This is a genomic window from Halomicrococcus pelagicus (assembly GCF_051917725.1).
GTDB lineage: Archaea > Halobacteriota > Halobacteria > Halobacteriales > Haladaptataceae > Halomicrococcus.
On the sequence record NZ_JBQBLX010000002.1, the window covers coordinates 712835 to 735851 of the forward strand.

The following is a 23017-nucleotide window of genomic DNA, read 5'->3' on the forward strand; positions in this document are numbered from 1 at the left end:
ATGAGGCGCCGCGACAACAGCTAAGGAGACGCCCGGCGTACGCTAGTCGATGGCACGAACTGTCAAACTGAGCCACGTCGACACCGTGCTCGGAGAGCTGTCCTACCCGTTGAGTCAGGACGAGGCGGTGCGAGAACTCGACGACGTGACCGTGGAGCTCGCCGACGGCGAACGCAACCTCGGCGACCTCGTCTCTCGGGCCAACGAAGACGAGTTCGACTCGATGGACGACCTGGCGAACGAGATCAACAACACGCTCCCGCGCGAGGCGGTCGGCGAACCGTACCAGTCCGAGGGCGAGGGATAACGGGCGGAGACGCGAGCGGTCGCCGCGCCGGACGTCGCCTCGTTCCGCCGCGTCGGACGAAACACGCCTCTTAAATGCTCGGCGGAGTTAGACCGGGGCAACGATGGAGTTCTGTGACGAGTGCGGTTCCATGATGAAAGCCGACGACGGACTCTGGGTCTGTGGGAGCTGCGGCTACGAGAAGCCGAAAGACCCCGAGGCGCAGTACGTACTGACCCAGGACCAGGAGGCCAGCGAAGTCATCGAGACGGGCGACGGCGAGGACAGCGGCCTGCCGACCACCGAGGTCCAGTGTCCCGAGTGCGGCAACGACCGCGCGTACTGGTACATGCAGCAGATTCGCGCCGCCGACGAGAGCGAGACGCGATTCTTCGTCTGTACCGAGTGCGAGCACAAGTGGCGCGAAGACGACCACTGACTTCGACCTTCTTACTTCGTCGGGTGTCTTCGGGCCTCTCGCCCGCGGGTGCGTTTTCGGTCGAGTTTCCCGCGAGCGAGAGCGCCGCTCGCGGCGACGCAGTTCGCGCTCCGCGGCACTCGTAGCGCGCCTCGCGTCGCTCCCGGCGGTTTGTAGCGGTACCGACGGACTACCGCTCGGCGACGACGCCGTAGTGGTACGGCGGCAGGTCGACGACGGTCGCCACCTCGTAGCCGGCGTCGGCGAGCGCTCGCTCGGTCGCCGTCGGGGGCATCCGGAGGTCGGCGGGCGGCCCCCGCGGCTCGCCGTCGACGGTCGTCTCCTCGCGCGGACGGTCGCGCCAGTTGACGACCCCGACGCGGCCCCGGTCGGTCAGCGACTCCGCGACGGTGTCCAGGAACGACGCCGGCTCCGGGACACCGTGTAACACGTTCGCCAGCAGCGCGAACGTCGCCGGGCGGGGAAGCAGGTCCGGAAGGTCGTCCGCGTCGCCCGGTATCGTCGCGACATCGGCCGCGACGCCGCGTCGTTCGGCGGCCGACCGGAGGTCCGCGAGCAACTCCTCGTCCAGGTCGACCGCGTACACTTCCTCGGCCGTCTCGGCGGCCGGGAGCGCGAAGTAGCCGTCGCCGCAGCCGACCTCGGCGACCCTGTCGTCCGGTTCGAGGCCCAGGTTCCGGAGGACGCCCTCCGGGTCGGGCCACAGCGTCTCCCACCAGTCCCAGTCCGGTTGTCCGGTGTTCCGAAACTCCGCCATGGCTCGCGCTTGGTCGTACGAACAGTTGAGCGTTACTTCCTGCAGGAGAACGTGGTCGACGCGACGGTGGACGCTCGCGCGCTACACCTTCCGGGCGAACGTCAGGTAACCGGTGTGGCCGACGCCAGCGGTCGAGGGGCGCGTGCCGCGGTCGTCGAAGTCCATCTCGCGCTGGATGGTCTCCTTGGTGCGCACGTTCGCCAGGTCGGCCTCGCGGGCCGCCTCGGCGACCGCGCGGGCGTCCTCGACGAACGGCGAGTAGACGCCGAGCGACCCGCCGTCGGCGAGCAGGTCCGGCGCGCGCTCGACCGCCGCGGGGGCGTCCTGCGTGTCGAGCGTGAGCACGTCGAACCCCGAGAGGTCGTCGAAGTGCTCGGTCACGTCGCCGCTCCGCACGTCGACGGCGTCGGCGACGTTCGCCATCGCGACGTTGTCGCGCGCCACGTCGGCGAACTCGGCGTCCTGCTCGTAGGTGACCACGTCCGCGCCGATGCGACCGAGGTAGGCCGCGAGCACGCCGGTCCCGGTGCCGGCGTCGAGCACGCGGTCGCCGGCCGCGACACCCGTCTCGCCGACGATGAGACCCACGTCGCGGGGCATCATCGGCGCGCCGGTGCGCTCGAAGTGATGGAAGAGGTCCGGACCGCGGAGCCGCCGGACGGTGAACGCCTCGCCGAGATGGGTTTCGAGCGTGTCACCCGGTTCGACGTCCTCCGGCACGTCGAGGACGCCGAGGTCGGTCTGGAGCTCTTCGCCCGGCTCGCGCAGGTACTCCCGGTCGCCGTGGACGAGAAGGACCGTCACTCGAGACGCTCGACCGCCGCGGCCAGGTCGCCGCCTTCCGCTTCGAGGGCCTCGCGCGCCTCGTCCTCGCTCGCTCCGGCGCGCTGGGCGACGATCTCCACGTCGGCGTCGGGAATCTCGCTCGCCGAGTCGTCGCTCTCCTCGCTCTCCTCGATGGCACCGGCGCTCTCGTCCGCCGACGCCTCGCGCGCCTCGGCGTCGCCGACTATCTGGTAGGTCTGCTGACCGCGGGCGTCCATCCGGGTTACGTCGGGCGCGTCGAAGACGAGTTCTTCGCCGTCGGCCGTCCGGATGACGACCTCCTCGGCGTCGACCTCGTCGACGTCGATGCCCATCTGCTTCATCATCTGTTTCATCTTGCGGGGATTCATGCCCCCGCCGCCTCCTCCGAACATACGGGAACCGTCGGAACGAGGAGAGATAAGCGTGGCGGACGCGGGTCGCCAGCGGGCCGGAACGCGCCGGGAGAGCGAGCGTCACTCCTCCGCGCCGTCGCGCACTTTCACCGCCATCCCCGTCTCGAAGTCCAGCATGGCGTCGGCGCCGAGTTCGGCCCGACCGACGGCGAGCAGGTCGCCGCGCTCGTGGACCACCAGCACCTCGTCGTCCGGGCGCACGTCGGGGTCCACGTCCGCGACGAACTTGGCGAAGACGTTCTTGCCGTCGCGGACGAACGGTTCGCTCTCGTCGCCGACGACGACCCGGCAGGCGGGCGATTCGAAGGCGTCCGCGAGCCGGCGGCCGCCGGCGACGCCGAGGGTGAACCGGCCGTCCGTCGTGTAGGTCACGAGCCGGCCCGCCTCCGCGAGCACCTGGCTCGGCCGACCGGACGATGAGCGCCGGACGGAGAGGTCGTCGTCCGGCGGGAACAGCGCGTCGCCCGCACCGGCACCGAACTGGTAGTCCGCGGTCACCCGGAGGTCGGCGAGGTCGTCGGCGTCGGTCATCGCCGGGGATTCGGTGCCAGCGCGTGAAAACCTTCGCGTTCTCGAACGGCGACCCCTCATTGCTATGCTATACCATGTTGGTGTATGGCGGGTGTGGAGCGATTTATTAGCCCTCGGGTCCAAGCGGGGGTATGAACTCCAAAGAGATGGTCGGAATCGCCCTGCTCATCGCCGGGTCGGTCATGATATTCCTCGTCACGTCGATGGGGAGCGGACTGGTAACGAACGTGCTCGCCGGTGCCGCCACGCTGGCGCTCGCCGGCGGTGCCCTCGCGTTCGGCACCTCGGAAGACGGCCGGCCGGTGTAGGACGGGGCGGTCGCTACAGCAGGAACGTCTCGGTGCGCTCGCTGAGGTCGATGAACTCGTCGCAGGCAGCGACCAGTTCGTCGGCCGACGACTCCTGGAACCCCATCACTTCGACGCGGACGCCCTCGTGACGCAGGTGGGTGACGAGTCGTGCGAAGTCGCCGTCGCCGGTGCAGAGGACGATGGTGTCGGCCCGCGACGCGAGCGTGACGGCGTCGATGCACATGCCGACGTCCCAGTCCGCCTTCTTCGTCCCGTCGCCGAACGTTTTCAGCTCCTTGATCTTGGTCTCGAAGCCGATGTCGGTGAGCGCGTCGAAGAAGCTCTCCTCGTCGGGGCTGTCGGCCTGGATGACGTAGGCGATGGCCCGGGTGAGTTCGCGGTCCTGCGTGGCCTTCTTCAGGAGCGACGAGTAGTCGATGTTCCGGCTGTAGACGCTCTGTGCCGTGTGATAGAGGTTCTGAGCGTCGGCCAGCACCGTCACCCGCTGGTTCGGATGAATCTCGGTCATGAGTTGGTGTGATAACTACTCGCGTAAATGGATTCGCACTCGCAACCCGTCAGGACCCTGGAGTGTCCGACCACGAGAGCGCGAGCGTGTCGGGGTCGAGCGAGTAGTATCGCTCCCACGCCGGTGCGATGCTGACGACGCGCGTGTCGCCGAACGTCGTCTCGGCGTGCTCGTGGTGGTGGCCGACCAGACAGAGTTCGGGGTCGAGCGCGTTCAGCAGGTCGTCGACGTGCGAGCAGCCCACGTCGTACTCCTCGGCGACGGGGAGCCCGTGGGGAGCCTCGTGCGTCAACAGGACGTCGACGTCGGTCAGGTCCATCGCCGCCTGGACGTCCTCGTGAGTGAAGTGACGGCGGCGTTCGCCGACCAGGTTCGCGCGGGGCCGGTCGTACTTCGTGGGAGCGAAGTTGCCCGAGAGGCCGGCGACCCGGATACCCTGGAGGTCGACCGCGGTGCTGGCCAGCAGGTGAGCGTTGTCGACGCGAGAGTTGGTGACGAGGCCGTTCCGGAGTGCGGCGACGACGTCGAAGTCCTCGTTGTTGCCCGCGATGAACCACGTCGGAATCGGGAGGTCGTAGTGCAGCAGGTCGCCGAGCTGGAGAGCGACGTCCGCGTCCGCCTGGCGGTAGGCGGCGAGCAGCGCGCGACGGTTTTCGGGGTCGTCGGCGTGAGCGTCACCGAGGACGAGCATCGACTTCACGTAGTCACGACGGCGTGATAAGACCGCCGATTCGCCGGATTCGAGACCGCGGTCGCCGGTGCCCGACGGACGGGGACGGCGGTGTCACCGACCGGTGCGGTCCGCGACGGTCGTCCGAGCCAAATCCTGCCAGCGACGCAAGAGCTAAGTCGCTCGGTGCGTGCCAGTCCAACATGCACCCTGCTGTGGCCACTGCCGCGGACGCGTTCGCGGAGAGCCACAGCGCGGTCGGGAAACGGACAAAACGCGCGCCCTGAGGTTCGCGGCGGGAGTAGCGTCCCCGTCTCGGGCCGTTCTCGTTCTGCACCGCGCGACGACCGTTTCCCCTCAAATCGAACGATGACGAACGAACCACTCCGTGGGGTCTACCCCGCGATGACGACACCCTTCCGTGACGGTAGTATCGACTACGAACAGCTTCGCGACGACGCCCGCCGCCTCGAAGCGGCCGGCGTCGACGGCCTCGTGCCCGTCGGCTCGACCGGCGAGAGCGCGACCCTGAGCCACGACGAACACGTCCGGGTCGTCGAGGCCGTCGTCGACGTCGTGGACGTCCCGGTCGTCGCCGGGGCCGGCAGCAACGCGACCCGCGAGGCGCTCGAACTCGCGCAGCGCTCGGCCGACGCCGGGGCCGACGCCCTGCTGCTCATCTCGCCGTACTACAACAAGCCCGAACCGGACGGGATGGAGGCCCACTACCGCGCCGTCGCGGACGAGGTCGACCTCCCGCAGATACTCTACAACGTCCCCTCGCGCACGGGGCGGAACGTCGACGTGGAGACGGCCGTCTCGCTGGCGAGCCACGAGAACGTCGTCGGCTACAAGGCCGCCAGCGGCGACCTCGGTCGAATCGGCGAGGTCGTAGAGCGGACGACCGACGAGGAGTTCGCCGTCCTCTCGGGCGACGACGCGCTCACCCTCCCGATGCTCGCCGTCGGCGCGACGGGCGCCATCAGCGTCGCGGCGAACGTCGTACCGGAACGCACCTGCGCGATGGTCGAGCACGCGCTCTCTGGCGACTTCGAGAGCGCGCGCGAACTGCACCGCGAACTCGGACCGCTGTTCCGCGAACTGTTCGTCGAGACGAACCCGATTCCGGTGAAGGCCGCGATGGAACTCCGCGGGTACGGCCCGGGCGAACTGCGCTCGCCCCTCTCCCCGCTGTCGGACGAACACCGGGACGACCTGGCCGCCATACTCGACGAACTCGACCGAACGGAGGTATCGGCGTGAGCGACGACGCTTCCCCGACGCGAATCGTCGTCACGGGCGCGACGGGACGGATGGGACGCGCCGTCCTGGACGCCGCGAGCGACCGCGAGGACGTCGACGTCGTCGCGGGCGTGAACCGCGACCCGGAGGCGGACGCGAGCGACGCCGACCCCCGGGTCCCCATCGAACCGGCCCGGGAGTTCGGCCGCGTACTCCGCGAACGCGACCCCGACGCGCTCGTCGACTTCTCCGGCCCGTCGAGCAGCCAGAACTACGTGGCGGTCTGTGCGGAAGCGGGCGTCGCCTGCGTCGTCGGCACGACGGGGTTCGACGACCGGGGGGAGTCCGCCCTCGACGCCGCGAGCGACCACGTTCCCGTCCTGCGGGCGAGCAACTTCTCGCGCGGCGTCCAGGCGCTGTTAGACGCCATCGAGGCCGCCGTCGGCGACCTCCCGGAGTACGACGTTGAGGTGACCGAGACCCACCACAACGGCAAGCGCGACGCGCCGAGCGGCACCGCCAAGACCGTCGTCGACCGCATCGAGTCGACGCGGGACGGCGACGGTCGACGCGTCCACGGCCGCGAGGGCGACGCCCCCCGCGAGCCGGGAGAGATAGGCGTCCACGCGCGCCGGGCCGGGGGCGTCCGCGGCGAGCACGAGGTCCTCCTGGCCGGCGGCGACGAGGAACTCAGGCTCGCCCACCGCGCGGGGAGCCGGGCGGTGTTCGCCGAGGGCGCGCTCGACGCGGCGGACTGGCTGGCCGGGCGCGATCCCGGCCGGTACGAGTTCTCGGAGGTGGTCGGCGTATGAGCCTCGAGAGCGACGTACAGGAGCTCTGGCGGCGCTACGACGACGGCGACCTGGACGCCGACAGCGCGACCGAGGACGCCTACGTCACGCTCGACGCCGTCCTCGACGCGCTCGAATCCGGCGAGGTCCGCGCCGCCGAGAAGCGCAACGGAGAGTGGGAGGCCAACGAGTGGGTCAAGCAGGCCGTCCTGCTGACCTTCGGCCTCCGGGAGACCCGCCCGCGGGAGTACGGCGGCGTCACCTACCACGACGTGCTCCCGCTGCGCCGGACCGACGACCTGCCGGGACGGAACACCCGCAACACGCCGGACGGGACCGTCCTCCGGCGCGGTGCCCACGTCGGCAGCGACTGCATCGTGATGAGCCCGAGCTTCGTCAACGTCGGCGCGTACGTCGGCGACGGCACGCTCGTCGACTCCTGTGACACCGTCGGCTCCTGCGCCCAGATCGGCTCGAACGTCAAGCTGGGCGCGAACGCGCTCGTGGGTGGCGTCCTCGAACCGGTCGAGAGCGCCCCGGTCGTCGTCGAAGACGACGTGTCCCTGGGTGCGGGCTGTCGGGTCACCTCCGGCTTCGTCGTCGGCGAGGGAAGCGTGGTCGGCGAGAACACGCTGCTGACGCCGCGGATTCCCATCTACGACCTCGTCGAGGAGGAGGTCGTCTACGGTCACCTCCCGCCGAACCGCCGGGCGTTCACCCGGTTCGTCGAGTCGGGCGTGAGCGACCACGACCTGTTCGACGGCGGCGCGTACAAGCCCGCGGTCGTCGCGCTCGACGTGCAGGAGGACACGCTCGCGGAAGTCGAGCGCGAGGAGGCCCTGCGATGAACGCGACCGGCGACGCCGCGGGCGCGAGTGCGCGCTCCACGGACGCCGAGAACCCGCCGGTACGACGCCTCGCCGACTGGGACGACGCCGCCCTCGCCGGCCTCGCCGACGAGCACGGCACGCCGCTGTACGTCCTCGACCTCGACCGCGTGCGGCGGAACTACCGGCGGTTCGCGGCGGCGTTCCCGGACGCGGCGGTCCACTACGCCGCGAAGGCCAACACCGCCCGCCCGGTCCTGCGGACGCTCGAAGCGGAAGGCGCCGGTGTCGAGTGCGCCTCGGCGGGCGAACTCGAACGCGCGCTCGACGCTGGCTTTCCCGGCGAGCGCGTCCACTACACCGCCGTCAACCCGCCCGCCGGCGACCTCGACCGCGCCGTCGAACTCGCCGCGGAGCACCCCGAACTGACGATAACCGCGGGCGCGGAGGACACGCTCGACCGCCTCGCCGAACGCGGGTACGACGGCCGGCTCTGTCTGCGTGTCAACCCGGGCGTCGGCGCGGGCCACCACGAGAAGGTCCGCACCGGCGCGGACGCGAAGTTCGGCGTCCCCGTCGAGCGCGCGGCCGACCTGCTCGCGGACGCGGCGGAGACCTTCGACGTGGTCGGCGTCCACGCCCACGCCGGCAGCGGCATCTCCGGCGACGACCTCTCGGCCCACCGCGAACTCGTCGCCCGGATGGGCGACCTCGCCCGGGACGCGCCGGTCGACCTGGAGTTCGTCGACGTGGGCGGCGGGTTCGGCGTCCCCTACGCCCCCGACGACCCGCCGCTCGACCTGGCGGCCGTCGCCGACGCGACGCGCGAGGCGCTCGGGGCCGTCGACGCCGACCTCGTCGTCGAACCGGGTCGCTACCTCGTGGCCGACGCCGGCGTGCTCCTCGCTCGGGTGAACACCGTCAAGGAGACGCCGGAGACGACCGTCGTCGGCGTCGACGCCGGGATGACGACGCTCGCGCGTCCGGCGCTGTACGACGCCCGCCACGAGGTCCGGACCCTCGGCGGCGGGAGCGCGGACGGCCGCGTCGAGGCGACCGTCACCGGACCCATCTGCGAGAGCGCGGACACCTTCGGCGAGCACGCGCTGGCCGACCCTGAACGCGGCGACGTGCTCGCCGTCGGCAACGCCGGGGCCTACGGCTACGAGATGGCCAGCCAGTACAACTCCCGGCCCCGGCCCGCGACGGTCGTCGTCGACGGCGACCGCTCGGCCGTCGCCCGGGAGCGCGAGACGACCGCCGACGTGGTCGCCGGCGAGCGGGAGGTGAACTGGCTGTGAGCCTCGAGTTCGAGAAGTACCACGGCACCGGCAACGACTTCGTCGTCGTGGACGCGTCGCTCCCGGTCCCCGACCGCGGCGCGTTCGCCCGCGAGGTCTGCGACCGCCAGCGCGGCATCGGGGCCGACGGCGTCCTCTTCCTGGCGCTCGAAGGCGCCTACCGTCCGCCCCGGGTCATCATGACGCTCGTGCAACCCGACGGGAGCACGGCCGCGATGTGCGGCAACGGCGCGCGCTGTGCCGCCCACTGGGCCGCCCGGCGCGCGAACGCCGACGCGGTGATGATCGACACGCTGGCCGGGACGCGGTCGGCGACGATCCGGGACGACGGCGTTGCCGTCGAGATGGGCGCGCCGTCGTTCGCCCCCGGCGACGTTCCCCTCGCGGGGGACGCGCCGCTGGTCGAGGAACAGGTCGGCGACTACGCCGTGACCGCCGTGAACACCGGTGTTCCCCACGCCGTCGCGTTCGTCGACGACGTGGCCGACGTGCCCGTCGAACGCGACGCGCCCGCCATCCGGAACCACGACCGCTTCCCGGACGGCGCGAACGTGACGTTCGCGTCGCGGACCGCGTCGGGATTCGACCAGCGGACCTTCGAGCGCGGCGTCGAGGGCGAGACCGACTCCTGTGGCACCGGTGCGGTCGCCATCGCGGCCGTCGCCCGCCGTCTCGGCCTGGTCGACGACGACAGCGTGGCCGTCTCGCCGCCGGGCGGCGACCTCCGGGTCACGTTCGAGGGTGGTCGCGCGACCCTCTCGGGTCCCGTCGAACGGGAGTTCGAGGGCGAGATAGACCCGCCGGCACCCCGGCGACGCGACTCGACGGCATGACGGCGTTCGACCCCGTCGAGTTCCTCGAACGCGCCGTCCGGACGCCCTCCCACGAGGACGTGACCGAGATGCGGTCGCTGCTCGTCGAGACGCTCGAATCCGCCGGCGTCCCGGCCGACGTCGACGACGCCGGGAACGTCCTCGCGACGCGCGAGGCCGACCGGGAGGGGCCGCACGTCGTCCTGAACACGCACGTCGACACCGTCCCGCCGCACGTTCCCTTCGCCCGGGAGGGCGACCGCATCGAGGGACGCGGCTCCTGCGACGCGAAAGGACCGCTGGCGGCGCTGCTGACCGCGTTCTTCCGGGTGACCCCCGACCGCGGGCGCGTGTCGCTGGCCGTCACGCCGGACGAGGAGACGTCCTCGCGCGGTGCGGCGGCGCTCGACCTCGGCCGTCTCGGGCGCGGACCGGACGAGGAGGCGACGTCGCGTCCCCCCGACGCGGTCGTCGTCGGCGAGCCGACCGGCCTGGATATCTGCAACGCCGCGCGGGGACGGTTCCAGGCGACGGTGACGCTCCGGGGCGCGAACGCACACGCCGCCAGTCCCGAGGCGGGCGTCAACGCCGTGGCCGGACTCGCGCCGGTGCTGGACGCGCTCGAATCGTTCGCCGACCGACCGGCTGCTCCCGACCCCCATCCCGACCTCGGCGCGGCCACGCTGACGCCGACGACGGTCGAGGGAGGCGCGGCGACGAACCAGGTGCCCGCCGAGGCGTCGTTCGTCGTGGACCGCCGGAGCGTCCCGCCGGAGACCGCCACCGGGTTCAGGGACGCGCTCGCGGACCACCTCCGGGCCGCCGCGCCCGGAGACGTCGACGTGGACGTGTCGCTGGCCGAGCGCGAGACGCCGTTCCTCGAAGCGTTCGACACGCCCGCGGACGCGCGGGTCGTCGAGGCGTTCCGCGAGGCCGGCGCCGGCGAGGTGCGACCGTTCGGCGCGGCGACGGAGGCGTCGTACTTCGCGCAGGTCGCGCCGACCGTCGTGTTCGGGCCGGGAGTGCTCGCCGACGACGACGGCGCGGTCGCTCACGCGCCGCGGGAGTACGTGCCCGTCGACGAGGTCCGTCGGGCCGGCGACGTCGTCGCGGACGTACTCCGGACGTTCGTCGGCTAGCTCCGGGTCAGCCGAAGAAGACGTCGACCACGTCGCCGCCGCGATTCCGCACGTCGCGGTACAGCTCCGAGTACCCGCAGTTGTCGCAGGAGACGACGGTGAACTTCTTGGTCTGGATGTCGAACATCTTGCTCAGACCGCCGCCGGTCGTGGAGATGGTGTCCGTGGAGGCGCTGGCGTGCCCGCACTTCGGGCAGCCGCTGTCGTCGGGGGAGTCAGGGTTCATACGGCCGCGACTGCGGTGTCAGAGAATAAATACTTTGGGCCGAGAGCGGGCAGCGTTCCGGACTACTCCACGTAGTCGTACGTTCGCTCGTCCATCGCTCCGCGGCCGGCGAAGACGAACTCGCCGTCGGGCTCCGTGAACGCCGCCAGTTCGACGGACTTGTCGTGGTTGTGGCGGTCGTGGACCTGCTCGTACTCCTCGAAGGAGATGTCGTAGCGGTTCCGGATCTGTTCGTCGACGTTCAGGGCGTCGACCTCCTCGCGCCAGCCCTCCTGAATCGTCTCGGCGTGAATCTCGGCCTGCGCGCCGGAGCCGTAGGAGCCGACGAGCAGTCGGTCGCCGGTCACGTCGCGGTCCTCCTCGGCGGCGTACTGGAGCGCGGCGGCGCGGGCGATGTGGACCGACCCGGTGTACCAGTTGCCGACCTCGCGGGAGATAGAGAGGGTCGGCTCGACGACCTCGGCGTACCACTCCCGGTACTGGTCGGTCGACTTGAGGTCGTCCATGTACCCCCGGATGGCCTCCTCGTAGGATTCCCGGTCGTCGAACTCCTCCTCGCGTGGCTGGCGTCCGATCTCGTCCGCGAGTTCGTCCTCCACTTCGGTGCCGCGAATCATGTGGCGGTAGCCGAGCAGGCCGGCCTTCCGGACCATGCCGGGGAACGGCGTGTGGTAGGGGATGAAGGCGAAGTCGTCGGGGTGCGTGTCGCCGGCGACGCTCTCGAAGTCCTCCAGCGCCTCGCGCATCCGGGCGAGGTACACCTGCATCGAGCGCTTGCCGTCGACGCTGGGGAACTGCTGGTTGGGCTTCAGGAAGTCCGTCTCGTCGGCGCTGCCGTAGCCTTGCTCGGTCGACAGTTCGACGAGGTCGGGGTCCTCGGTGACGAGCATCGCGACCGCGCCGGCGCCCTGGGTCGCCTCGCCGGGGTCGCCGCGAGCGTACAGCGCGGTGTCGGTGGCGACGACCAGCGCCGACCGACCGCGGTTCCGACCCGCCCGAATCCAGTTGTACGCGTCGTCCAGGCTCTGCGTGCCGGCGATGCAGGCGAACTTGCGCTCGCCCTTGTTGGCGTGGTGGAAGTCCTCCTCGTACACCTGTTCGAGACAGCCCGCGATGTACGTCGAGACGGGCTTGGAGTTGTCGAACGCCGACTCGGTGGCCACGTCGATGCGACCGATGTCGGCCGGCGTCAGCCCCTTGCGCTCCATCAGCCGGTGGGCCGCGTTCGCGCCCATCGTCACGATGTCCTCGTGGGCGTCCGGGAACGAACTGGCGAACAGTCCGAGTCCCTTCGTGTACTTCTCGGGGTCCTCGCCCTTCTCCGCCGCGAACGTCTCGGCGAGGTCGAGTTTCAGCTTGCCTGTCCATATCTCCATGGCGTCGATGCCGACGGCGGTCATTCTTGCACGCAATTAGCGTCAACGTCCTATAAGGGACTGTCGATAGAACTATCGACGGTTGTCGACACTACGAGTCAGCCCGCCCGCTCCGACTGCTCGACGACGGCGACCACCGCACCGTCGCCGTCGTAGACGAGAAGTTTGATGGTGAACGTTTTGCCGACGCCGTATCCCGGTTGTAGCTCGAACTTCCCATCCATTCGAGTCGAGGCGTTGTACGTTGCGCCGCCACCGTTCTGGCCGATGGCCGCGGCCTCGATTCGCTGGAAGTCGGTGTCGCTCGACAGTTGATAGTCGACCCTAAACCGTGGCCCCTGTCCGTCGTTCGACTTGTCCTGGACACTATGGCTAGCGATGGTCGGGCTACTCGCCCGACTCAGGTCTTCGTTCCCGGACGGATTCAGACTGTCAGCCTGGTCCTCGATGGTTCGTTTCGCTGCAACGTATTCGGTACCGTCCGGCCGACTGTAGATGACCCGGACCGTCATCTGCCACTGTTCGTCCGCACCGTAATCGAGTTGATACTGCTGGCTTCCGCGCGCCTCGGTTGCGTTCTTTACGCCGGTTGCACTTGGGCCTCGATTCGGATTGTCGTACACTACGCTGACGCGCTCGAACGACTCGTTCGTATTCGAGACGTCGTAGGAGGCGACGTAGTTCACACTGTCCTCGTTCGTGTGCGAGAGGTCGTCCACTCGGAACGACACCTCGGGGTTCGACGACGAACCGTCGCCTCCGTTGCCCCGCCCGTTCGACTCGACCGACACGTCGAACGTCGCGTTCTCGTAGTCGCGGCCCCCACCGCGGACGCTCAGCGTCACCTCGTGGTCACCCTGCTTCCGGCCGGTGTAGACGAACTCCGCGCGGCCGCTCTCGTCCGTCGTCGAGGCTCCCGCGGGTCGAATCGTCCCTCCGGGCGCGCCGCTCACGTTCACCTGGACGCCGCTGACGGGATTGTTGAACCGGTCGCGGACCTCGGCGACGAGCGTCGTGCTCTCCCCGGCTCTGACGCTCCCGCCGCCGCGAACGTCCGTGACGTACGTTGCCTTCGTCTCGGCGTCCGTGTTGCCGACGCTCACCTTCGCCATCCGGAGGTCGTAGGTCACCGCGTCGCCGCGCGCGCCCTGGAGCGTCAGCGTCAGCACGCCGCCGTCGACGCTGACGTCCTCCACGTAGCCGCCGTTGGTCGTCCGCTGGTCTTCCAGCAGTTCCTTCCACTTCGACTCGCTCAGGCTGGTCGGAACCCTGACGGTGAGATTCTCACCCTCGGTCGCCTGCACGCTCACCGTCCGCGTGACCGTCGTCGACGGACTGACGGCGTGGGGGTCGAGGCTTACGGTCCCGGTCTCGGAGCGCGACAGCGAGCCGTTCAGCGCGAGGAGCGTTATCCGGCGGCCCTGCACGAGCGACTGGTCGGTGGCGGTGACGGTGGCCGAGTCGAACCGGTCGTACACGACCGTGTTCTCGTACGCCGTGACCGGTGCGTCGCCGTATTCGTGATAGTTCGGCTCGAAGAGGAGGCCCCGGGTGAGAAACGACCGGTTCGTTCCGTTCCAGTAGTCCGCGGTCTCGTTCGACAGAGCGGTGGCGTTGCTGACCGTGACGGGTCGAGCCGGCGTCGTCCGCAGCATTCCGGAGGTCGGCGGCGGATTGACGAAGAAGGTTCGCCGGGGGTAGCGGGTGCCGAGGGTCACCGACACGGGCTGGCCGGTCCCCGTCGCGCCCGTCCGGACGACGGCGTTGCGCAGGTCGAGCAGTTCGCCTTTCACCTCCTGGTTGTGGCGGAACTCGACGCCGTGGTTCTGGTTCGGGACGACGGTCGCCTGGTAGAGCGACATCGCCACGACGAGGGAGGCGAACAGCAGCACCGTGCCGACCTGCACCGTCACGGCGCGGTCGTCGTCCCGGAACGTCATGCATCTGAGAGAACGACGAGGGGACAAAAAACCTACCACTCGCTCTCCTGGTACGTTCCCGTTCGCTGACCGGGGTCGGTCGCGGCGACGACCGTCCGCCGGCGCCGTCGCTCGCGGCGGACGTGGGGTAGCGCGGTCGAGAAAGGTCCGGACGGCGCGTCGGGAGATCTCTGGCGGCGTACTGGCCGGACGTCCCGGGCGTCTCCGCTCAGTCGTCCGCTTCGTCTTCCTCTTCGACGACCTCGGGGTCGCTCATCGCGCTCTGGAGGCTGTCGAGACCGTTGACCCACTCAGTGACGAGGCCGTACTCGATGTCCTCGGTGACGGCGATGTCGAGTTCCTCGCCGTCGATGATTCGGGTACCTGCCGCGGCGACGAGGCCGAGCGCGGAGTCGAGGTCGTCGGCCTCCTCGGCCTTCGACGCCTCGACGACGTACTCCTCGACGGCCGCTTCCTCGGCGGGGCCGCCGGCGAGGTACTCCTCGGCGGCGTAGAACACGCAGACGAGGCTCGTCTGGACGCCGTCGATGAGCATCGCCTTCTCCTCGTCCTCGAACGCCACCTCGCCGAGCACCGTCTCGCGGATGTCGGCGAGTTCTTCGAGGGCTTCCTCCTCGCCGATCTCGTCGTCGTCGTACGCGGTGACGATCTTGGCGACGGCGATGGCGACGTCGTCCTGGAGGTTGAGCAGGAGGCGCGCGGAGTCCTCGTCCTCGGGGTCGATCTCCTCGTCCCGGATGCGGTCCAGCCAGTTCTGCCAGCGTTCCTCGGAGTAGAACTCCTCCGGCGGTGCGCTCATACCTCTTTGGTGCGTAGCGCGATTCATAAATCCTGCGAGGCTGCTCCGACGGGGCGAAATAGCGGAAAATCGGGGGTAGAGACGGCGAGAGTGCGACGTATCGGTAGAGGCTCTCGTGAGCTACCAGCAGGGTTTTAAGTATTGAACCGGCAGAACGTTCGCCGACCGGAACGCCAGTCGCCGGGGAAGCGTGTCCGCAAACGAAGCTTAGTTACCGCGAGGCGACGACGACTCGCCCATGAGAGCGGCACTCGTAGTGCTCGACGGCTGGGGATTGGGAAGCGAGGACGGCGGCAGGAACGCGGTCGAAGCGGCCGACACGCCGAACTTCGACCGCTACGCAGACGCGGGCGCGTACGGCGAACTGAACGTGACCGGTCGCCGGGTCGGTCTCCCGGAGGGCCAGATGGGCAACAGCGAGGTCGGTCACCTCAACATCGGCGCGGGACGGGTGGTCAAACAGGAGTACACGCGCATCAGCGACGCCATCGCGGCGGGCGAACTCGGGGAGAACGACGCCATCGACGCGGCGTTCGAGTACGCCAGAGACCACGACGGTTGCGTCCACTTCACGGGACTCGTGAGCGAGGGCGGCGTCCACTCCGACCAGCACCACCTCTACGCGCTGATCGAACTCGCGGCCGACCGCGGCGTCGACGCGGTCACGCACGCGTTCACGGACGGACGAGACACGGCCCCGAAGAGCGGCGAGGGGTTCCTCGACAGCCTCCAGCGCGTCGTCGACCAGCAGGGAACGGGCGACGTGGCGACCGTCTCCGGGCGCTACCACGCGATGGACCGCGACCAGAACTGGGAGCGCACGCGACGCGCCTACGACGCCATCGTGAACCGCGAGGCGGACCACGTGGCCGGGTCGGCGGTCGAGGCGGTCCGGCAGTCCTACGAGCGCGGCGACACGGACGAGTTCGTCGAGCCGACGCTCGTGGGGGGCGGTCCCGCGCTTGACGACGGGGACGCGGTCGTCTTCTTCAACTTCCGCGCGGACCGCGCCCGCCAGCTGACCCGGATGCTCGCCGACATCGACCCCGTCTGGGCGTTCGAGACTTCGCCGCCGGACATCGAACTGACGACGATGACCCAGTACGACGCGGAGTTCGGCCTCCCGGTCGCGTTCCCGCCGCACCAGCCCGAGGACACGCTGGGCGAGGTGCTCGCCGGGGCTGGACTCACCCAGTTGCGCATCGCGGAGTCGGAGAAGTACGCCCACGTCACCTACTTCCTCAACGGCGGGCGCGAGACGGAGTTCGAGGGCGAGCGGCGGGAGATAATCCCGAGCCCGGACGTGCCGACCTACGACCAGCAACCCGAGATGAGCGCGCCCGAAGTGACCGACACCGCCATCGAGGTCGTCGAGAGCGACGACCCGGACGTGATGGTGCTGAACTACGCGAACCCGGACATGGTCGGACACACCGGCGACTTCGACGCCGCCGTCGCGGCGGTCGAGGCGGTCGACGAGCAGCTGGGTCGGCTGGTGGAGGCCCTGACGGCCCGCGGCGCGCACTTCTTCGTCACCGCCGACCACGGCAACGCCGACGACATGGGAACACTGGAGAACCCTCACACGGCGCACACGTACAACCTCGTTCCGTTCGTCTACCTGACGCCGGAGGGCAACAGTGGCGGGAGAACCGTCCGGAACGGCGGGTCGCTCTGCGACCTCGCGCCGACGCTGCTGTCGGTCATCGGCGTCGACCGGCCTGCGGCGATGACCGGCGAGTCGCTACTGGAGTAGCGGGACGGACGCTCAGCCGTACTTCAGAACGCGCGTGTCGATGGCGTCACAGCGCGGGCAGATGTGCTGGTAGTTCACCTGCCCGCCGCGGGCGGTGACGCGCCACTCGCCGTCGTCGTCCACGTAGCCACACTCCGGGCAGCGGAGCGTCGTCTCTTCGTAGTGCTTCCTGAGTCGGTCGAAGGGCGAACGTGCCTCCCTGGTTGCCATGTGCTATCCTCTATCATACAACCCCATAATTGTAACGAACGTTAATGTCCTTAAGGGCGGTGTACCGAGTTCCGTAATCGGTACGTCTTAAGTATCGGGCTCCGTAGCGCCGGTATGGCCGACGAAACCGACGTCGAATCACTCAAGCGCGGCACGGAACTCGTCAAGCGAGGGTTCGCCCGGATGCAGAAAGGCGGCGTCATCATGGACGTCGTGAACCGAGAGCAGGCGCGCATCGCCGAGGACGCGGGTGCGGTCGCCGTGATGGCCCTGGAGGCCGTCCCGGCCGACATCCGGAAGCGCGGCGGCGTCGCCCGCATGGCCGACCCCGCGGACGTCGAGGACATCATCGACGAGGTGTCGATTCCGGTGATGGGCAAGTCCCGCATCGGTCACCGGAAGGAGGCCCAGATTCTGGAGGCGGTCGGCGTGGACATGATCGACGAGTCCGAAGTGCTGACGCCCGCGGACGACGCGTACCACATCGACAAGCGCGAGTTCACCGCGCCGTTCGTCTGCGGCGCGCGGAACCTCGGCGAGGCTCTGCGGCGCATCGAGGAGGGCGCGGCGATGATCCGCACCAAGGGCGAGGCCGGCACGGGCGACGTGAACCAGGCGGTCCACCACCAGCGCACCATCAAGGGCGCCATCCGCGAACTCCAGGGCAAGAACAAGGAGGAGCGCGAGGCCGTCGCCCGCGAGATAGAGGCGCCGGCGGACCTCGTCCACGAAACTGCCGAGATGGGTCGACTCCCCGTGGTGAACTTCGCCGCGGGCGGCATCGCCACGCCGGCCGACGCCGCGCTGATGATGCACCACGGCTGCGACGGCATCTTCGTCGGCTCCGGCATCTTCGGCGCCGAGGACCCCGAGGCGATGGCCGAGGCCATCGTCGCCGCCACGAACAACTGGGACGACCCCGAGCGACTCGCCGACATCAGCAAGGACGTCGGCTCCGGCATGCGCGGCGAGGCGAACGCCGACCTGCCCGAGGAGGAGAAACTCCAGGACCGCGGGAACTGACCGTCGAACCGCATCCTCGAACCTCTTCTGCGGACGATTCCGGGTCGCTATCGAAGGGGCGGCGAGCGACGCCCCCGTTCGCGGACGGCACGTCGCCGTCGCACGGAACTGGCCCCGTCGTTCCCGTCGCTGACGCGCAAGCCGAGAACGAAGCCCTTTCCCACCTAACCGACTGACCGATAACGTATGGACGAGTCCGCGGAGCGAACCAAAGTCGAGTGGCGCGAGTGGGGCGAGGACGCCTTCGAGGAGGCCCAGGAGGCGGACAAGCCGGTCCTCCTCTCGCTGTCGGCGACGTGGTGTTCGTGGTGTCACGAGATGGACGAGGAGACGTACTCGGTGCCGACGCTGGCGGCGAACGTCAACGACTCGTTCGTCCCCGTCCGGGTGGACGTCGACCGCAACCCCCGGGTGCGCGAGCGCTACAACGTCGGCGGGTTCCCCTCGACCGTCTTCTGCACGCCGAGCGGCGACCACCTCACGGGCGCGACCTACCTCGGACCGGACGCGATGCGGCAGGTCCTCGGCCGGGTCCGGGACCTCTGGAACCAGAAGGGCGAGGAGGCGGCTCAGGTTCCCCGGAGCCTGCGCGACCAGAACCCCCCGGGTGGCGAGGTGACCGCGGACATCGAGCGCAACGTGGCGGGCCAGCTAACGGAGAAGTACGACGCGACCCACGGCGGCTGGGGCGACGACGCGAAGTTCCCCCTGCCGCGGACCGTCGAGTTCGGCCTGAAGCGCGAGCGCGAGACCGCCCTCGGCACGCTCGCCGCGGTGCGGGAACACCTGTTCGACGATTACGACGGCGGCTTCTTCCGCTACGCGGGCCAGCGCGACTGGAGCGACGTCCACCACGAGAAGGTGCTGGACGCGAACGCCGCGCTCCTCCGCGCGTACGCGAACGCCTACCTGTACACGGGCGACGACGACCACCGCGAGGTCGCCGGGAAGACGGTCGAGTACCTGACGACGACGCTCTGGCGGGACGAGACGGGGGCGTTCGGCGGGAGCCAGCGCCCGGACGACGACTACTACGCGGGGTCGCCGAGCGACCGCGAGGGGGCCGACTCCCCCGCGGTGGACCCGACCGCGTTCGCCGACTGGAACGCCCTCGCCGCTGACGCCCTCCTCACGTACCACGCCTACACCGACGACGAGCGCGCCCGCCGGTACGCCGAACGCACCCTCGCGTTCCTCGACGAGATGGTCGACGACGGCGCGGTCGTCCACTACCGCGCCGGCGACGAGCGCGACGGAGCGGGCGAGCGCGGCCTGCTCGCGGACCAGGCGCACGTCGCCGCCGCGTTCGCCACCGCGGCGCAGGTGCTGGGCACGGACGGAACGTACCTCGACACCGCGCGCGCCGTCGCCGACCACGCGGTGGAGACGCTGCAGAACGACGAACTGGGCGCGTTCGTCGACGGTCCCGTCGAGGGTCCCGGTCTGCTCGACTGGCCGCTTCGCCCCGTCGACGGGAACGCCGCGATGGCGTCGGCGCTGGTCGACCTGTGGGCGCTCACCGGCGAGGAGCGCTACCGGAGCGTCGCCCGCGAGGCGGTCGGCGCGTTCGCCGGCGCGGCGGACCGCCTCGACGTCCAGGTCGCGGGCTACGCGACCGCCGCGGCGCGACTCGTGGACGCGCCGTTGCGCATCGACGTGGCCGCCCCCGCCGGGTCGGACCTCCACCGGGCCGCCTTGCGCGTCGCCGACCACGAGAAGGTCGTCGTCCCGTCCGCACACGAGGCGGGCGTCGACGAGGAGTACGAGGCCGGCCGCGCCTACGTCGTCGCGGGCAGCGACGTCTCCGGGCCGGTCGCGACCCCCGAGGAGTTGAGTGAACGAGTCGCGGATTTATTCTGAGACCATCTGACAGATAAGAGTCCGCGGTGCTCTCCGACGGGACAAACGCGCACAGCGTTTTTATACAGTCGACGTAATGTCAAACCACATGGCAAGTCTCCGCGACCTCGGGCTCTCCGAGTACGAGGCGCGCGCCTATCGCGCGCTGCTCAACACCGGGCCGACGACGGCGAAGGACCTCTCGCGGGCCAGCGAGGTGCCGATGGGACGCATCTACGACGTGCTGAACAGCCTGGAGACGCAGAACCTCGTCCGGAGCCAGAGCGCGAGTCGCCCCAAGAAGTACGTGGCGGTCGAACCGAACATGGCGCTCGACCGACTGCTCGAGGACAAACTCCAGGAACTCACGGAGAAGGCCGAACAGTACGAGCAGATAGTCGACGAACTCTCCGAGGAACTCGACTCGGCGGACCCGCCCATCGAGGAGGGGTTCTGGACCGGCGCGGTCGGTCCCGAGGAGGCGGTCGAACTGCTCGTCGAACGCCTCGACGCCGCCGAGGACCGCATCGTCATGGTCGCGGGCCAGCTATCGCCGAAGTTCGACATCGGCAGCGTCGGCGAGACGGTCACCGAGCACCTCGAATCGGCCCTGGAACGGGGCGTGGACGTGTCCGTGCTGATGTCCCCCGAACTCGTCCGCACCCTCCCGGCCAGCGTCGGCAAGCGGTACGCCGACACGCTGTCGGACCACCCCCAGTTCTCCGTGCGGACGACGCCGGACCTCGAGGGGACCTTCAACCTCATCGACGACGTGGAGGTCTGCATCGAGGTGACGAACCCGCTCGCGCCCGGCGAGGCGTTCGCCATGATCGACCTGAAAGACCCCGAGTTCGCCGCGAACGTCGACAGCCAGTTCGAAGAGCACTGGGAGTCCGCCGAACCCCTTCAGCTCTGAACTCCGGGAGGGGAGTCAGTCCCGTCGCGCCAGGCCGACGAGATGCCCGGCTTCCTCGACGATTATCTCCTCGACGCCCAGCCGAACCGCAGACTCGCTGCCGGGAAGACAGAACACGATGGTGCCGTTGGTGACGCCGGCCGCGGCGCACGTGCCGACGACCTTCGACCCGATCTCCTCGTAGGAGAGTCGGCGGAACAGTTCACCGAACCCGGGGAGATGCTTGTTCAGGAGGGGCTCTACCGCCTCGACGGTCACGTCGTCGGGCGTGACCCCGGTCCCGCCGGTCGTGACGACGACGTTCGCGTCGTCGCGGCCGATGAAGTTGTCCACCGTCCCCTGCACGCGGTCGTACTCGTCGGGGACGAGTTCGCGCGTGACGACCTCGTGCCCCTCGTCTTCCAACGTCTCGACGATGGCGTCGCCCGCCGGGTCGTCGTCCATCGAGCGCGAGGAGGAGACGGTCAGCACCGCGACGCCGACTTCCTCGACGTCGTGTGCGTGATGGTCGTGTTCGTGGTCCCCGTCGTGGTCGTGCTCTGAGTGGTCCTCGCCGTGGCCGTGTTCTTCGCCGTGGCCGTGTTCCTCGCCGTGGTCGTGCTCTGCGTGGTCCTCGCGCGGTTCCCGGTCCATGCGTGTGGGTTGGACGCCCCGGTTCTAAACCCTGTGCTCGACCGAACGGGGCCTCGCTCCCGGTGCGCTCTCCTTCGAGTACGTTTTTTACGTCCACCGCCCAACCTTCGGAGTATGAAGGCAGTCCAGTTCACGGACCACGGCGGTCGGGACGTCATCGAGTACGGGGAGTTCCCGGACCCCGAACCGGACCGCGACGAGGTGCTGGTCGACGTCAAGGCGGGGGCGCTGAACCACCTCGACGTCTGGACGCGGCGCGGCCTGCCGGGAATCGACCTCGACATGCCGCACGTTCCGGGCAGCGACGGGGCCGGCGAAGTGGTCGCCGTCGGCGAGGACGTCACGCGCTTCGAACCGGGCGACCGCGTGGCGCTGTCGGCGGGCGTCAGTTGCGGCGAGTGCGAGTACTGTCGCCACGGCGAGCACTCGATGTGCGTCGACTTCCACCTCATCGGCGAGCACGTCCGCGGCGTTCACAGCGAACTCGCCGCGGTCCCTGTGGACAACCTCCTGGAGGTTCCGGAGGGCGTCGACTGGGAGACCGCCGCCGCCGCACCGCTGGTGTTCCAGACCGCGTGGCGGATGCTCGTCTCGCGGGGCGACGTGACGCCGGGCGAGGACGTGCTGGTGCTCGGCGCGTCCGGGGGCGTCGGCCACGCCGCGGTCCAGATAGCCGACCACGCCGGGGCGACGGTGTACGCCACGGGGAGCAGCGAGGAGAAGCTCGAACACGCCCGCGAGCTCGGCGCGGACCACGTCATCGACTACGAGTCCGAGGACTTCGCCGACCGCGTCCGGGAACTGACGGGCAAGCGCGGCGTCGACGTGGTGGTCGACCACGTCGGGGCGGCCACGTGGCAGGACTCCCTGAAGAGTCTCGCGAAGGGCGGGCGGTTGCTCACCTGTGGCGCGACGACGGGACCCAACCCCGAGACGGACATCAACCGCATCTTCTGGAACCAGCTCCAGGTCGTCGGCTCGACGATGGCCAGCCACGGCGAGGCCGACGACGCCCTCGAACTCGTCTGGGACGGCACGTTCGAACCCGCCATCCGCGAGGTGCTCCCGATGAGCGAGACGGCCCGCGCCCACGAACTCCTGGAGGAGCGCGAGGGCTTCGGCAAGGTCGTCGTGAAACCCGACAGCGAACTGTGACGGACGACGCCTCCGCGGACGGACCGGACGAACGCGACCCCGGCGGGAGCGACGCCTACGTGCACGAGCCGGACGGGTCGACGACCGGCGACCCCGGCCCGAACGACCGCGAGTTCGGTCGGCGGGGCTGGATTCTCGTCGGCGTCATCGTCCTCGCGTTCGTCGTCGCGCCGCTGCTCATCTACCTCCGGCCGCCCGCCCTGCCGTTCAAGTTCGCCTACCTCGTGCTCCCGCTGGTCCCCGCCGTGCTGCTCGGCGCGACGGCGGTGTGGGCGGCACAGCGGAACGCGTAAATCGCCGGCGGGACACG

Annotated in this window: 27 protein-coding genes; 15 read left to right on the forward strand and 12 right to left on the reverse strand. The window is 69.7% G+C overall.

Annotation, left to right across the window (positions count from 1 at the left end; genetic code table 11):
• Nucleotides 1-49: 49 nt before the first annotated feature.
• Nucleotides 50-307, forward strand: coding sequence for a DUF5789 family protein (locus ACTF4R_RS08490; RefSeq protein ID WP_440007402.1), 258 nt, complete (start codon nt 50-52; stop codon nt 305-307).
• 103 nt (nt 308-410) lie between these two features.
• Nucleotides 411-725: a transcription factor S gene (locus ACTF4R_RS08495; RefSeq protein WP_113275093.1), complete on the forward strand. Its 315-nt coding sequence runs from the start codon at nt 411-413 to the stop codon at nt 723-725.
• Between the two features lie 169 nt (nt 726-894).
• On the opposite strand, the gene ACTF4R_RS08500 is transcribed toward ACTF4R_RS08495, so the two are convergent.
• From ACTF4R_RS08500 to ACTF4R_RS08515, 4 genes are all read right to left on the reverse strand, one after another.
• Nucleotides 895-1482 (reverse strand): class I SAM-dependent methyltransferase, encoded by a 588-nt coding sequence (locus ACTF4R_RS08500; protein WP_440007403.1) that lies wholly within the window; start codon nt 1480-1482, stop codon nt 895-897.
• A gap of 81 nt (nt 1483-1563) precedes the next feature.
• A complete protein-coding gene (locus ACTF4R_RS08505) occupies nt 1564-2286 on the reverse strand; it encodes a methyltransferase domain-containing protein (RefSeq protein WP_440007404.1) in 723 nt (240 codons plus the stop codon).
• Nucleotides 2283-2681: a nascent polypeptide-associated complex protein gene (locus tag ACTF4R_RS08510; protein WP_440007405.1), complete on the reverse strand. Its 399-nt coding sequence runs from the start codon at nt 2679-2681 to the stop codon at nt 2283-2285. Before ACTF4R_RS08510 ends, ACTF4R_RS08505 begins: the two co-directional genes overlap by 4 nt.
• Before the next feature lie 81 nt (nt 2682-2762).
• Complete coding sequence (locus ACTF4R_RS08515) at nt 2763-3233, reverse strand: PUA domain-containing protein (RefSeq protein ID WP_440007406.1); 471 nt, start codon at nt 3231-3233, stop codon at nt 2763-2765.
• A 131-nt stretch (nt 3234-3364) separates the two neighbouring features.
• Between ACTF4R_RS08515 and ACTF4R_RS08520 the strand changes: the two genes are divergently transcribed.
• Nucleotides 3365-3541 carry a DUF8178 family membrane protein gene (locus ACTF4R_RS08520; RefSeq protein WP_440007407.1) on the forward strand — a complete coding sequence of 59 codons (177 nt, stop codon included), beginning with the start codon at nt 3365-3367 and terminating at the stop codon, nt 3539-3541.
• A gap of 13 nt (nt 3542-3554) precedes the next feature.
• Here the strand turns inward: ACTF4R_RS08520 and ACTF4R_RS08525 are convergent, their stop codons facing one another.
• Nucleotides 3555-4052, reverse strand: a complete 498-nt coding sequence (locus ACTF4R_RS08525; RefSeq protein WP_113275098.1) for a LabA-like NYN domain-containing protein — start codon at nt 4050-4052, stop codon at nt 3555-3557.
• 49 nt (nt 4053-4101) lie between these two features.
• The gene (locus ACTF4R_RS08530) at nt 4102-4743 is read right to left on the reverse strand and encodes a metallophosphoesterase family protein (protein WP_440007408.1); all 642 of its coding nucleotides are present in this window, start codon (nt 4741-4743) and stop codon (nt 4102-4104) included.
• Nucleotides 4744-5091: 348 nt separating this feature from the next.
• Between ACTF4R_RS08530 and dapA the strand changes: the two genes are divergently transcribed.
• The 6 genes from dapA to ACTF4R_RS08560 are packed head-to-tail and all read left to right on the forward strand — an operon-like array spanning nt 5092 to nt 10834.
• Complete coding sequence (gene dapA / locus ACTF4R_RS08535) at nt 5092-5985, forward strand: 4-hydroxy-tetrahydrodipicolinate synthase (protein ID WP_440007409.1); 894 nt, start codon at nt 5092-5094, stop codon at nt 5983-5985.
• Nucleotides 5986-6035: 50 nt separating this feature from the next.
• Entirely contained in the window at nt 6036-6776 is a 741-nt protein-coding gene (gene dapB, locus ACTF4R_RS08540; RefSeq protein ID WP_440007578.1) for a 4-hydroxy-tetrahydrodipicolinate reductase, read from the forward strand.
• Nucleotides 6773-7603: a 2,3,4,5-tetrahydropyridine-2,6-dicarboxylate N-succinyltransferase gene (locus ACTF4R_RS08545; RefSeq protein WP_440007410.1), complete on the forward strand. Its 831-nt coding sequence runs from the start codon at nt 6773-6775 to the stop codon at nt 7601-7603. The genes dapB and ACTF4R_RS08545 overlap by 4 nt, the downstream gene beginning before the upstream one ends.
• The gene (gene lysA, locus ACTF4R_RS08550; RefSeq protein WP_440007411.1) at nt 7600-8883 is read left to right on the forward strand and encodes a diaminopimelate decarboxylase; all 1284 of its coding nucleotides are present in this window, start codon (nt 7600-7602) and stop codon (nt 8881-8883) included. Before ACTF4R_RS08545 ends, lysA begins: the two co-directional genes overlap by 4 nt.
• Nucleotides 8880-9716, forward strand: a complete 837-nt coding sequence (gene dapF, locus ACTF4R_RS08555; RefSeq protein ID WP_440007412.1) for a diaminopimelate epimerase — start codon at nt 8880-8882, stop codon at nt 9714-9716. The genes lysA and dapF overlap by 4 nt, the downstream gene beginning before the upstream one ends.
• On the forward strand, nt 9713-10834 hold the full coding sequence (locus ACTF4R_RS08560) for a M20 family metallopeptidase (protein ID WP_440007413.1): 1122 nt from the start codon (nt 9713-9715) through the stop codon (nt 10832-10834). Before dapF ends, ACTF4R_RS08560 begins: the two co-directional genes overlap by 4 nt.
• Before the next feature lie 7 nt (nt 10835-10841).
• Here the strand turns inward: ACTF4R_RS08560 and ACTF4R_RS08565 are convergent, their stop codons facing one another.
• The 4 genes from ACTF4R_RS08565 to ACTF4R_RS08580 form a co-directional block, all read right to left on the reverse strand.
• Complete coding sequence (locus ACTF4R_RS08565; RefSeq protein WP_440007415.1) at nt 10842-11060, reverse strand: zinc ribbon domain-containing protein; 219 nt, start codon at nt 11058-11060, stop codon at nt 10842-10844.
• 62 nt (nt 11061-11122) lie between these two features.
• Complete coding sequence (hmgB, locus tag ACTF4R_RS08570) at nt 11123-12460, reverse strand: hydroxymethylglutaryl-CoA synthase (RefSeq protein WP_440007417.1); 1338 nt, start codon at nt 12458-12460, stop codon at nt 11123-11125.
• Nucleotides 12461-12534: 74 nt separating this feature from the next.
• Nucleotides 12535-14376 carry an Ig-like domain-containing protein gene (locus ACTF4R_RS08575; protein WP_440007419.1) on the reverse strand — a complete coding sequence of 614 codons (1842 nt, stop codon included), beginning with the start codon at nt 14374-14376 and terminating at the stop codon, nt 12535-12537.
• A gap of 208 nt (nt 14377-14584) precedes the next feature.
• Nucleotides 14585-15175 carry a DUF2150 family protein gene (locus ACTF4R_RS08580; RefSeq protein WP_113275110.1) on the reverse strand — a complete coding sequence of 197 codons (591 nt, stop codon included), beginning with the start codon at nt 15173-15175 and terminating at the stop codon, nt 14585-14587.
• 238 nt (nt 15176-15413) lie between these two features.
• Between ACTF4R_RS08580 and gpmI the strand changes: the two genes are divergently transcribed.
• Nucleotides 15414-16931, forward strand: a complete 1518-nt coding sequence (gpmI, locus tag ACTF4R_RS08585) for a 2,3-bisphosphoglycerate-independent phosphoglycerate mutase (RefSeq protein WP_440007421.1) — start codon at nt 15414-15416, stop codon at nt 16929-16931.
• Nucleotides 16932-16943: 12 nt separating this feature from the next.
• On the opposite strand, the gene ACTF4R_RS08590 is transcribed toward gpmI, so the two are convergent.
• Nucleotides 16944-17141 (reverse strand): HVO_0649 family zinc finger protein, encoded by a 198-nt coding sequence (locus ACTF4R_RS08590; protein ID WP_433623092.1) that lies wholly within the window; start codon nt 17139-17141, stop codon nt 16944-16946.
• A 114-nt stretch (nt 17142-17255) separates the two neighbouring features.
• Here ACTF4R_RS08590 and pdxS point away from each other — a divergent pair, with 114 nt between their 5' ends.
• From pdxS to ACTF4R_RS08605, 3 genes are all read left to right on the forward strand, one after another.
• Complete coding sequence (pdxS, locus tag ACTF4R_RS08595; protein ID WP_440007423.1) at nt 17256-18164, forward strand: pyridoxal 5'-phosphate synthase lyase subunit PdxS; 909 nt, start codon at nt 17256-17258, stop codon at nt 18162-18164.
• A 186-nt stretch (nt 18165-18350) separates the two neighbouring features.
• On the forward strand, nt 18351-20024 hold the full coding sequence (locus tag ACTF4R_RS08600; RefSeq protein ID WP_440007425.1) for a DUF255 domain-containing protein: 1674 nt from the start codon (nt 18351-18353) through the stop codon (nt 20022-20024).
• An 88-nt stretch (nt 20025-20112) separates the two neighbouring features.
• Nucleotides 20113-20919: a TrmB family transcriptional regulator gene (locus tag ACTF4R_RS08605; RefSeq protein ID WP_440007426.1), complete on the forward strand. Its 807-nt coding sequence runs from the start codon at nt 20113-20115 to the stop codon at nt 20917-20919.
• Nucleotides 20920-20934: 15 nt separating this feature from the next.
• Here ACTF4R_RS08605 and ACTF4R_RS08610 read toward each other — a convergent pair whose 3' ends face one another.
• Nucleotides 20935-21552 carry a MogA/MoaB family molybdenum cofactor biosynthesis protein gene (locus ACTF4R_RS08610; RefSeq protein WP_440007427.1) on the reverse strand — a complete coding sequence of 206 codons (618 nt, stop codon included), beginning with the start codon at nt 21550-21552 and terminating at the stop codon, nt 20935-20937.
• A 114-nt stretch (nt 21553-21666) separates the two neighbouring features.
• Here ACTF4R_RS08610 and ACTF4R_RS08615 point away from each other — a divergent pair, with 114 nt between their 5' ends.
• Both ACTF4R_RS08615 and ACTF4R_RS08620 read left to right on the forward strand, forming a co-directional pair.
• On the forward strand, nt 21667-22707 hold the full coding sequence (locus tag ACTF4R_RS08615; protein WP_440007428.1) for a zinc-binding dehydrogenase: 1041 nt from the start codon (nt 21667-21669) through the stop codon (nt 22705-22707).
• Nucleotides 22704-23000: a DUF7977 family protein gene (locus ACTF4R_RS08620; protein ID WP_440007429.1), complete on the forward strand. Its 297-nt coding sequence runs from the start codon at nt 22704-22706 to the stop codon at nt 22998-23000. The genes ACTF4R_RS08615 and ACTF4R_RS08620 overlap by 4 nt, the downstream gene beginning before the upstream one ends.
• The last annotated feature ends 17 nt before the right edge of the window (nt 23001-23017 follow it).

Coding starts and splice junctions, on each gene's coding strand:
- ACTF4R_RS08610 (WP_440007427.1), bottom strand. CDS start 21,552: ATGGACCGGGAACCGCGCGAGGACCACGCAGAGCACGACCACGGCGAG.
- ACTF4R_RS08510 (WP_440007405.1), bottom strand. CDS start 2,681: ATGTTCGGAGGAGGCGGCGGGGGCATGAATCCCCGCAAGATGAAACAG.
- ACTF4R_RS08495 (WP_113275093.1), top strand. CDS start 411: ATGGAGTTCTGTGACGAGTGCGGTTCCATGATGAAAGCCGACGACGGA.
- ACTF4R_RS08565 (WP_440007415.1), bottom strand. CDS start 11,060: ATGAACCCTGACTCCCCCGACGACAGCGGCTGCCCGAAGTGCGGGCAC.
- pdxS (WP_440007423.1), top strand. CDS start 17,256: ATGGCCGACGAAACCGACGTCGAATCACTCAAGCGCGGCACGGAACTC.
- dapB (WP_440007578.1), top strand. CDS start 6,036: ATGGGACGCGCCGTCCTGGACGCCGCGAGCGACCGCGAGGACGTCGAC.
- ACTF4R_RS08515 (WP_440007406.1), bottom strand. CDS start 3,233: ATGACCGACGCCGACGACCTCGCCGACCTCCGGGTGACCGCGGACTAC.
- ACTF4R_RS08500 (WP_440007403.1), bottom strand. CDS start 1,482: ATGGCGGAGTTTCGGAACACCGGACAACCGGACTGGGACTGGTGGGAG.
- ACTF4R_RS08590 (WP_433623092.1), bottom strand. CDS start 17,141: ATGGCAACCAGGGAGGCACGTTCGCCCTTCGACCGACTCAGGAAGCAC.
- ACTF4R_RS08520 (WP_440007407.1), top strand. CDS start 3,365: ATGAACTCCAAAGAGATGGTCGGAATCGCCCTGCTCATCGCCGGGTCG.
- ACTF4R_RS08525 (WP_113275098.1), bottom strand. CDS start 4,052: ATGACCGAGATTCATCCGAACCAGCGGGTGACGGTGCTGGCCGACGCT.
- ACTF4R_RS08600 (WP_440007425.1), top strand. CDS start 18,351: ATGGACGAGTCCGCGGAGCGAACCAAAGTCGAGTGGCGCGAGTGGGGC.
- ACTF4R_RS08615 (WP_440007428.1), top strand. CDS start 21,667: ATGAAGGCAGTCCAGTTCACGGACCACGGCGGTCGGGACGTCATCGAG.
- ACTF4R_RS08575 (WP_440007419.1), bottom strand. CDS start 14,376: ATGACGTTCCGGGACGACGACCGCGCCGTGACGGTGCAGGTCGGCACG.
- ACTF4R_RS08545 (WP_440007410.1), top strand. CDS start 6,773: ATGAGCCTCGAGAGCGACGTACAGGAGCTCTGGCGGCGCTACGACGAC.
- ACTF4R_RS08490 (WP_440007402.1), top strand. CDS start 50: ATGGCACGAACTGTCAAACTGAGCCACGTCGACACCGTGCTCGGAGAG.
- dapA (WP_440007409.1), top strand. CDS start 5,092: ATGACGAACGAACCACTCCGTGGGGTCTACCCCGCGATGACGACACCC.
- gpmI (WP_440007421.1), top strand. CDS start 15,414: ATGAGAGCGGCACTCGTAGTGCTCGACGGCTGGGGATTGGGAAGCGAG.
- ACTF4R_RS08530 (WP_440007408.1), bottom strand. CDS start 4,743: ATGCTCGTCCTCGGTGACGCTCACGCCGACGACCCCGAAAACCGTCGC.
- ACTF4R_RS08580 (WP_113275110.1), bottom strand. CDS start 15,175: ATGAGCGCACCGCCGGAGGAGTTCTACTCCGAGGAACGCTGGCAGAAC.
- lysA (WP_440007411.1), top strand. CDS start 7,600: ATGAACGCGACCGGCGACGCCGCGGGCGCGAGTGCGCGCTCCACGGAC.
- ACTF4R_RS08605 (WP_440007426.1), top strand. CDS start 20,113: ATGGCAAGTCTCCGCGACCTCGGGCTCTCCGAGTACGAGGCGCGCGCC.
- ACTF4R_RS08560 (WP_440007413.1), top strand. CDS start 9,713: ATGACGGCGTTCGACCCCGTCGAGTTCCTCGAACGCGCCGTCCGGACG.
- hmgB (WP_440007417.1), bottom strand. CDS start 12,460: ATGACCGCCGTCGGCATCGACGCCATGGAGATATGGACAGGCAAGCTG.